The sequence below is a fragment of the Actinoplanes sp. NPDC051411 genome (genome assembly GCF_040682075.1).
Taxonomy (GTDB): Bacteria; Actinomycetota; Actinomycetes; order Mycobacteriales; family Micromonosporaceae; genus Actinoplanes.
The window spans coordinates 77,983-86,895 of record NZ_JBFBAD010000036.1; the positions used below are offsets into that span (position 1 = coordinate 77,983).

Sequence of the window (8,913 nt, forward strand, 5' to 3'; positions counted from 1 at the left end):
TCCCCGAAAGGAAGTCGCGCATGAAGCGGCCCCTCACCCGCCTCGGCACCGCGGCGACCGCTCTACTTCTTTTGGTCGCCGGTTGCACCAAGAAGAGCGATAACGACGAAGCCGCGGCCAACACCCGCGGTCCCGACCAGGTCAAGATCGCGCTGATCCCCGGCGGCGCGCACCCTTACTTCCAGCCGTGGAAGACGGCGGCGGCGACGGTCAAGACCGAGTTCAAGCTCGGCGACGTCACCTTCAACGAGACGTCGAACTGGGACCAGACCAAGCAGAACGACGTCATCAAGTCGCTGGCCGCGCAGGGCTACAACGCGTTCGGCATCTTCGGCGTCTCCCCGGAGAACATCAACTCCACGTTCGAGGATCTCAAGCGGCAGGGCTTCCCGGTGGGCTCGCTCGCCTCCTGCCCGGCCGGTGACGTCGACAAGGCCGACTTCTGCCTGTCGACCGACGTCGGCGAGGCGGCCTACAAGGCGACCAAGGCGGCGATCGAGGCGATCGGCGGCTCGGGCACCCTGGTCCACCTGACCGGCAACAAGGTCGACTCCAACACCCAGCGCCGGATCGCCGGCGTGCAGAAGGCGGTCGACGAGACCGGCGGCAAGGTCAAGGTGATCCAGACGGTCACCGACATCGACACCGACCTGCAGAGCGCGCAGAAGGCGGTCGCCGACCTGCTCGCGGCCAAGGGCAAGCAGATCAGCGGCATCGTCACCACCGCGTACAACCCGGCGGTGGCGGCGGCCGAGGGCGTCAAGCAGGCCAAGCTGCCGATCAAGGTGATCGCGATCGACGACGACAAGACGATCCTGGAGGGAATCAAGGACGGCGCGGTCGCGGGCACGGTCACCCAGAACCCGGTCGGCCAGGCCACGGTCGGGTCGTACGCGTTGATGAAGCTGGCCGGCGGATGCACCATGTCGCAGTCGGGCGTGGTCATCGACTCGGGATCGTTCGTGGTCACCAAGGCCAACGTCGACACCTACGACACCGAGCGACAGGCCAAGACCGACGAGCTGCGCAAGGCGTTCGACAGCCAATACCTGGTCTGCAAGTAGGAGTACGAGTGCCGGTCATCACCCACGCCGAGGCGTACCTGGTCGATCTCGCGGTCGAGACGGTACGCACCGACGCCCTGCAGACCTTCGTGAAGCAGGAGACCGTCTTCGTCGAGATCCACACCGACGACGGCGGCTCCGGCCTCGGCTACAGCTACACCATCGGCACCGGCGGCGGGGCCGTGCTGTCGCTGCTGCGCGACAACCTGCTCGGCCGGCTGCCGGGAAAGGACCCGCGCCGGGTCGAGGCGATCTGGCGGGAGCTGTTCCTGACCACGAAGGCGACCACGGTCGGCGCCATCACCTCGCTGGCGCTGGCCGCGGTCGACACGGCGCTGTGGGACTGGCGCTCGAAGAACGCCGGCGAGCCCCTCTGGGTGCTCGCCGGCGGGGCCAAGGACCGCATCCCGCTCTACGACACCGAAGGGGGCTGGCTGCAGCTGACCACCGACGAACTGGTCGCCGGCGCGAAGGCGAGCCAGGCCGCCGGCTGGCCGGGCATCAAGATGAAGATCGGCCGGTCACCCGCGGACGATGCCGCGCGGGTCGCCGCGGTGCGGCAGGCGGTCGGACCCGACTTCGACGTGATGCTCGACGCCAACCAGTCGCTGACGGCCGCCGAGGCGTTGCGGCGGGCTCGTCTGCTCGAGCCGTACGACCCGTACTGGCTGGAGGAACCACTGCCGGCCGAGGACGTCGCCGGGCACGAGAGGCTGGCGGCCGGCACCACGATCCCGGTGGCGGTCGGGGAGTCGATGTACTCGATCGGCCAGTTCGCCGAATACCTTCACCGCGGCGCCGCCGGCATCGTGCAGGTCGACGTGGCCCGCATCGGCGGCATCACCCCGTGGCTCAAGGTGGCCCACCTGGCCGAGGCGGCGAACGTGCCGGTCTGCCCGCACTTCCTGATGGAACTGCACGTGAGCCTCTGCTGCGCGGTGCCCAACAGCCGCTACCTCGAACACATCCCGCAGCTGCGGGCGATCACCCGCGACGAGATCACCATCGCCGGCGGGTGCGCGCTCGCCCCTTCCTCACCAGGCCTGGGCATTGCCTGGGATCGGGACGCGATCGACGACCGGAGGGTTCTATGAGCCTGGCGACGGCCCCCGAAAAGACCTCGGAAACGCCGCGGAAAGTGGCCCGGATCCCGCTCTGGGCCAACCCCCGGATCGGCCTGATCGTGCTGCTGATCCTGCTGGTCGTGCTGTTCAGCACGCTGCGGCCGGCCTTCCTCGACACCCGGCTCACGCTGGTGCCGCTGCAGTCCGACATCAGCGTCTATCTGGTGGTCGGGCTGGCCCAGTTGATGGTGCTCTCGCTCGGGCACATGAACCTGGCCGTCGGCCGGATGGCGGCGACCAGCGCGTTCGCCATGGGCCTGGTGCACGACAAGCTCGGCTTCTCGCTGGTGCCGAGCCTGCTGACCGGCCTGATCGTGGGTGCGCTGCTCGGCGCGCTGGCCGGGCTGATCGTCTCGCGGACCGGGGTGAACTCGTTCGTGGTCACGCTGGCCATGGACTTCGCGCTGGTCGGCCTCATCACGATCCTCTACACCTCGGTGACCGACGGGGTGGCGTTCCCCGACCAGCCGGCCGGGATGGGCGCGCTGCGCTTCGACACGTTCGCCGACTACTGCGTGGGCGACGTGTGCGGGCCGCGGATCCCGCTCGTGGTGCCGTTCGCGCTGGTGGCGGCGTTGCTGGTCGGGTTGCTCTTCCGGTTCTCCCGGCTCGGCCGCGAGATCCTGATGACCGGGTCGAACATCCGGGCGGCCGAGCTGTCCGGCATCCCGACCAGGAACCGGATCGTCCAGGCCCACGCGCTGTCCGGCATGGTCGCCGCGCTGGCCGGCTTCCTGCTGGCGGCCAACAACGGAGCCTTCTCGGCCAGCCTGGGCGACCAGTTCCTGCTGCCGTCGTTCCTGGCCCCGGTGCTCGGCGGGACGCTGCTGGCCGGCGGCGCGGTGAGCGTGCTCGGCACAGTGCTCGGCGCCACCATCACCCAGGTCATCTACAAGGGACTCAACCTGCTGCAGTTCCAGTTCGACCAGCTTCAGCTCTACATCGGACTGGTCCTGCTGGCTGCGCTGTCGCTCGACCGGGTGCGACATGTCATCGCCGAGAGACGAGGAGCCAAGCTGTGAGCATCGACAGCACGGCGCTGCGGTCCCGCTTCGCGAGCCCGCGCTTCTGGCGTACGCCGGAGCTCTCCCTCGCCGTCGTCGCGCTGGCCGGGTTCATCGCCCTGGCCATCGCCACCGGCGGCAACCTGCTCTCGGCCGGCACGCTGGGCGCGTTCTTCCGCTTCCTGGCCGTGCCGATCGTGATCGGCCTGTCCCAGATGGTGGTGCTCGCGGTCGGCCAGATGAACCTGTCGGTCGGCGCGCTGACCGGCCTCTGCGCGATGGTCGCGGCCTGGCTGATGATCAAGGCCGGGCTGCCGGCGCCGCTCGCGGTGCTGGCAGCCCTCGCCGTCGGCCTGCTCGCCGGTGTGGTCAACGGGCTGCTCGTGGTGGTGACCCGGATCAACGGCTTCATCGTCACGCTGGCCACGATGACGATCATCCAGGGTCTGCGGTACGGGGTGAACGGCCCCGACACGTTCCAGGGCTACTCGGCCGGGCTGCGCCGCTTCGGCCAGGAGAGCCTGCTCGGCCTGCCGCTGGTCTTCCTGGTCGCGCTGGTGGTGGCCGCCCTGGTCGCCTGGTTCTTCGGCCGCACCACCAGCGGGCGGCGGCTGCTGGCCAGCGGCGGCAGCCCGTTCGCGGCCCGGCTCTCCGGCATCTCCAACGACCGCTCGCTGGTCATCGCCCACGCCCTGTCGGGGCTGCTCGCCGGGGTGGCCGCGGTGCTCACGGTGGCCGCCTCCGGCTCGGTCAACTCGAGCATCGGCGACGACCTGCTGCTGCCCAGCTTCGCCGCGCCGATCATCGGCGGGGTGGCGCTGACCGGCGGCATGGTCAGTGTGATCGGCACGCTGCTGGCGGCGTTCCTGGTCCGCCTGGTCGACGTCATGCAGGCGCAGTTCGGCATCAACCCGCGCTGGATCGACCTGATCATCGGGGCGGTCGTCCTCGGCGCGGTGCTGCTGGGGACCGTGCGCCAGCGGTTGCAGAGCTCGCCGGCTCGTCCGGCTCGCGGCACCACGGGCCCTTCGCCGGGGCCGACGGCTCCGCCGGGTCCGGCCTCCTCCGGTCCGGCCTCCTCGGCTGGACCGGCGACGGACACGACGGGGAGGTCCTCCTGATGCTGGTCGCGGAGAAGCTGGTCAAGACGTTCCCCGGGGTGCGCGCGCTCGACGGCGCCACCCTGCGGGTCGAGCCGGGAAGCGTGCACGCCCTGCTCGGCGAGAACGGCGCCGGCAAGAGCACGCTGGTCAAGCTCCTCACCGGGGTCTACCAGCCGGACGGCGGCCGGATCCTGCTCGACGAGCAGGAGCTGCACCTGGGCGGGCCGACCGACGCCCAGGCGGCCGGCATCGGCGTGGTGCACCAGGAGCGCAACCTGATCCCGCTGTTCTCGGTGGCCGAGAACATCTCGCTCCACCACATGCCCCACAAGCGCGGGGTCGTCGACCGCAAGCGGCTGCGCGAGGAGGCGCGGCGCTGCCTCGGCCTGCTCGAGGTCGACCTCGACCCGGACGTGCCGGTGTCCGAGCTGTCGGTCGCCCAGGGGCAGCTGGTCGAGATCGCCAAGGCGCTCAGCCTCGACAACAAGATCCTGCTGCTCGACGAGCCGACCGCGTCGCTGACCGGTGACGAGGCCGACCGGCTGTACACGGTGGTCCGCCGGCTGCGCGACTCCGGTCACGCCGTGGTGCTGGTCAGCCACAAGCTGGAGGAGGTCTTCGCGGTCGCCGACACGGTCACCGTGCTGCGCGACGGCCGCAGCGTGGCCGAGGCGGAAGCCCTGTCCGGCTTCACCCAGGGGCAGATCGTCGACCTCATGGTCGGGCGGGCGTACGAGAAGATCGAGCTCGCGGACCGTTCCCTGGACACCGCCGCCGTGCCCGCGCTGCGCCTGGCCGGGGTGTCCACCTCGATCGGCCACCAGGACATCTCGCTGGAGGTGCGGCCCGGCGAGATCCTCGGGCTGTACGGCCTGGTCGGCGCCGGTCGCAGCGAGCTCGCGAAGGCGATCCTCGGACTGGAACGGATCACCGGCGGAACGGTCGAGATCCACGGGCGGCCGGCCCGGATCGGCAACGTCGGTGATGCGCTGCGGCGCTACCGGCTCGGCTACGTCACCGAGGACCGCAAGGACGAGGGCCTGTTCCTGGAGCAGCCGATCTCGCGCAACGTGTCGGTCACCGTCTGGCGGCGGCTGGCCAAGGCCGGGCTGGTCAGCGACCGGTCCGAGCGCAAACTGACCGACAAGTGGGCGGAGAGCCTCGGCATCCGGCTCGCCTCCCCGCTGCAGCTGGCCGGGCAGCTCTCGGGCGGCAACCAGCAGAAGGTGTCGCTGGCCAAGTGGCTGGCCGCCGAGTGCGACATCCTCATCGTCGACGAGCCGACGGTCGGCATCGACGTGCGGACCAAGGCGGCGTTCCACGAGCTGATCGCCGGGCTGGCGGCCGACGGGCGGGCGCTGCTGCTGATCTCGTCCGATCTGCCCGAGACCGTGGCGCTGGCCGACCGGATCGCGGTGATGAGCGAACTCCGGATCGTCGGCGAACTGGCTAATGATCATGATTACCCACGGATGAGTCAGCAGATCATCCGGATGATCCATGCCGAGACGCACGCGGAGGCTTCCTCATGAATGTGACCGAGACTGTGCCGATCGGGGCGACCGGGGTGCGGGTGACGCGGCTCGGGCTCGGGCTGGCCCCGATCGGCGGCCTCTATTCGCCGGTCGGCGAAGAGCAGGCGCGGGCGACCGTCGAGAAGGCGTGGGAGCTCGGCATCCGCTACTTCGACGTGGCGCCGCTCTATGGCAACGGGCTGTCCGAGACCCGGGCCGGGGCGGTGCTGCGCGACAAGCCGCGGGAGGCTTACACACTGTCGACGAAGGTCGGCCGGCTGCTGCGATCGGGCGGGACGGATGGGCAGCGGATCTGGGCTGAACCGGTCGAGTTGATGCCGGTGTTCGACTTCTCGGCCGACGGGGTGCGTACGTCGTACGCGGAAAGCCTGACCCGCCTCGGCCTGGACCGAGCCGACCTGCTGCATGTGCACGACCCCGATGATTTCTTCGCCCAGGCGGCCGCCGAGGCCCTGCCGGCGCTGGTCGAGCTGCGCGATCAGGGCCGCATCGGCGGGGTGTCGGTCGGCATGAACCAGACCAGGTCGCTGATCGAGTTCGTGCGCACCGGCATGCTGGACTCGGTTCTCGCCGCCGGTCGCTACACGTTGCTCGACCAGTCGGCGGGGGCCGAATTGTTGCCGCTGTGCCGTTCGCTCGGCGTGTCGGTGATCGCGGCCGGGGTCTTCAATTCGGGGATTCTGGCCGATCCGCGACCGGATTCGACCTACGACTACGGCCGGGCGCCGGCGGCGCTGGTCGAGCGGGCGCTGGCGATTGAGGAAGTCTGTTCCTCCCATGGGGTGCCGTTGCGGGCAGCCGCGATCCAGTTCCCGATGACGCATCCGGCGGTGACGTGCGTGCTGGTCGGCGCACGGTCTCCGGTTGAGGTGGCGGACGCGGTGGAGATGGCTTCGATGTCGATTCCTTCGGCACTTTGGGATGATCTGCGGGCCGCGGGGCTGCTCGCATGATCATTGACGCGCATCACCATTTCTGGACCGCCGACTACGCCTGGCTGGCCGATCCGGCTCTGGCCCCGATTCGGCGCGACTACACCCTGTCGGATCTGCGGCCGCTCCTTCGGGCGGCCGGGGTTGACCGGACCGTTCTGGTCGAGGGTGGTCTCGGGGCTTCCTCCGAGACCACGTCGTTTCTCGCTCTGGCTTCGTCGGCGCCCGAGATCGCCGGAGTGGTCGGCTGGGCCTCGCTGACGTCTCCGTCCCTCGGTGCCCAGCTCGAGCGGCATCGGGCCGAGCCGGGTGGCCGGCTTCTGGTCGGGATCCGCGACCAGGTGCAGGGCGAGGACGACACGTTTCTCGACCGGCCCGACGTGCGGGAGGGGCTGGCCGTCGTCGCCTCGGCCGGGCTGGTCAACGAACTCGTGGTGCGGGCGTCGCAGCTGCCGTCGGTGGCCCGCGCGATCGCCTCGCTGCCGTCGTCGACCTTCGTGCTCGACCACCTGGGCAAGCCGCCGATCGCCGGCGGGGATCTGGCCTCGTGGGTCTCCTCGATGCGGCCGGTCGCAGCGCTGCCGAACGTGGTCACCAAGGTGTCCGGCCTGGTCACCGAGGCTTCCTGGTCGTCGTGGAAGCCCGCCGACCTCGCGCCCTATGTGGACGCTGCCGTTTCCTTGTTCGGCCCCCGGCGACTCATGTGGGGATCGGACTGGCCGGTGGTCGAGCTCGCGTCGAGCTATCCACAGATCAAGTCGGTCATAACAGATGTGCTGGGCGGTTCGGATCCGGACGTGTTCGGCGGCACCGCCATTCGCACCTATCACCTGGAGATCATGTGAGGATCGTCGCGGTCGAGACGCACGACGTCCGGTTCCCCACCTCGCGCGAGCTGGACGGCTCGGACGCCATGAACCCGGACCCCGACTACTCCGCGGCGTACGTCGTGCTGCGCGCCTCGGACGGCTCCGAGGGGCACGGCTTCACCTTCACCATCGGGCGGGGCAACGAGGTCGCGCGGGCGGCGATCTTGTCCCTGGCTCCGTTGGTGATCGGTGCCGATGTCGACGATCTGGGGGATTTCGCCCGTCGGCTGACGCATGACTCGCAGATTCGGTGGCTCGGGCCGGAGAAGGGGGTCATGCAACTGGCCGCGGCCGCCCTGATCAACGCGGCCTGGGACATGGCGGCCCGCCGGGCCGGGCAGCCGGTGTGGCGGTTCCTGACCTCGCTGCCCCCGTCTCAGATCGTGGACATGATCGACTGGCGCTACCTGAGTGATGCTCTGACCCCGGCCGAAGCGCTCGACCTGCTGGACGCCGCCCGGCCCGGCATGTCCGACCGGATCGACTTCCTGTCCCAGTCCGGATACCCGGCATATACCACATCGGCGGGCTGGCTGGGCTACTCGGACGAGAAGCTGGTGCGGCTGGCCAAGGCGGCGGTCGCCGACGGCTTCGCACTGATCAAACTGAAGGTCGGCGCCGACCGCGACGACGACCTGCGCCGGCTGCGGCTCGCCCGGTCGGCGGTCGGCGACGACGTACGCATCGCGGTCGACGCCAACCAGCGCTGGGACGTCGGGGCGGCGATCGACTGGATGACCGCGCTCGCCCCCGGCCGCCCCTACTGGATCGAGGAGCCGACCAGCCCAGACGACGTGCTCGGGCACGCGGCGATCCGGCGGGCCCTGCAGCCGGCCGGCATCCGCGTGGCGACCGGCGAGCACGTGCAGAACCGGATCATCTTCAAGCAGCTGCTCCAGGCCGACGCGATCGACGTCGTGCAGATCGACGCGTGCCGGGTCGCCGGGGTCAACGAAAACCTGGCGATCATGCTGCTGGCGGCCAAGTTCGGCAAGCCGGTCTGCCCCCACGCCGGCGGGGTCGGCCTGTGCGAGCTGGTGCAGCATCTGTCCCTGTTCGACTACGCGGCGGTGTCGGGCCGCCTCGACGACCGCATGATCGAGTACGTCGACCATCTGCACGAGCACTTCGTCGACCCGGTCGTGATCCGGGACGGGCGCTACCAGGCGCCGGTCGCGCCCGGCTTCTCGGCCCAGATGAAAGCCGCGTCGCTGGCCGAGTACGCGTTTCCGGACGGGCCCGCGTGGGCCTGATCCGGCTCTCGCTCGCCGGCGGCGAACTG

At 70.0% G+C, this 8,913-nt stretch carries 8 protein-coding genes; all 8 read left to right on the forward strand.

The window, feature by feature from the left end; all coding sequences use genetic code 11:
• The first annotated feature begins 20 nt into the window (after positions 1 to 20).
• From AB0M88_RS21330 to AB0M88_RS21365, 8 genes are read left to right on the forward strand one after another with little or no spacing between them, the layout of a single operon-like run.
• Positions 21 to 1,064: a substrate-binding domain-containing protein gene (locus tag AB0M88_RS21330; RefSeq protein ID WP_364104640.1), complete on the forward strand. Its 1,044-nt coding sequence runs from the start codon at positions 21 to 23 to the stop codon at positions 1,062 to 1,064.
• An 8-nt stretch (positions 1,065 to 1,072) separates the two neighbouring features.
• The gene (locus AB0M88_RS21335) at positions 1,073 to 2,158 is read left to right on the forward strand and encodes a mandelate racemase/muconate lactonizing enzyme family protein (RefSeq protein ID WP_364104643.1); all 1,086 of its coding nucleotides are present in this window, start codon (positions 1,073 to 1,075) and stop codon (positions 2,156 to 2,158) included.
• Complete coding sequence (locus AB0M88_RS21340; protein WP_364104646.1) at positions 2,155 to 3,210, forward strand: ABC transporter permease; 1,056 nt, start codon at positions 2,155 to 2,157, stop codon at positions 3,208 to 3,210. Before AB0M88_RS21335 ends, AB0M88_RS21340 begins: the two co-directional genes overlap by 4 nt.
• Positions 3,207 to 4,313 (forward strand): ABC transporter permease, encoded by a 1,107-nt coding sequence (locus tag AB0M88_RS21345; protein ID WP_364104649.1) that lies wholly within the window; start codon positions 3,207 to 3,209, stop codon positions 4,311 to 4,313. The genes AB0M88_RS21340 and AB0M88_RS21345 overlap by 4 nt, the downstream gene beginning before the upstream one ends.
• Positions 4,313 to 5,827, forward strand: coding sequence for a sugar ABC transporter ATP-binding protein (locus tag AB0M88_RS21350; protein ID WP_364104652.1), 1,515 nt, complete (start codon positions 4,313 to 4,315; stop codon positions 5,825 to 5,827). The genes AB0M88_RS21345 and AB0M88_RS21350 overlap by 1 nt, the downstream gene beginning before the upstream one ends.
• Positions 5,824 to 6,783 (forward strand): aldo/keto reductase, encoded by a 960-nt coding sequence (locus AB0M88_RS21355; RefSeq protein ID WP_364104655.1) that lies wholly within the window; start codon positions 5,824 to 5,826, stop codon positions 6,781 to 6,783. Before AB0M88_RS21350 ends, AB0M88_RS21355 begins: the two co-directional genes overlap by 4 nt.
• Complete coding sequence (locus AB0M88_RS21360; protein WP_364104657.1) at positions 6,780 to 7,607, forward strand: amidohydrolase family protein; 828 nt, start codon at positions 6,780 to 6,782, stop codon at positions 7,605 to 7,607. The genes AB0M88_RS21355 and AB0M88_RS21360 overlap by 4 nt, the downstream gene beginning before the upstream one ends.
• A complete protein-coding gene (locus AB0M88_RS21365; RefSeq protein ID WP_364104660.1) occupies positions 7,604 to 8,884 on the forward strand; it encodes an enolase C-terminal domain-like protein in 1,281 nt (426 codons plus the stop codon). The genes AB0M88_RS21360 and AB0M88_RS21365 overlap by 4 nt, the downstream gene beginning before the upstream one ends.
• The last annotated feature ends 29 nt before the right edge of the window (positions 8,885 to 8,913 follow it).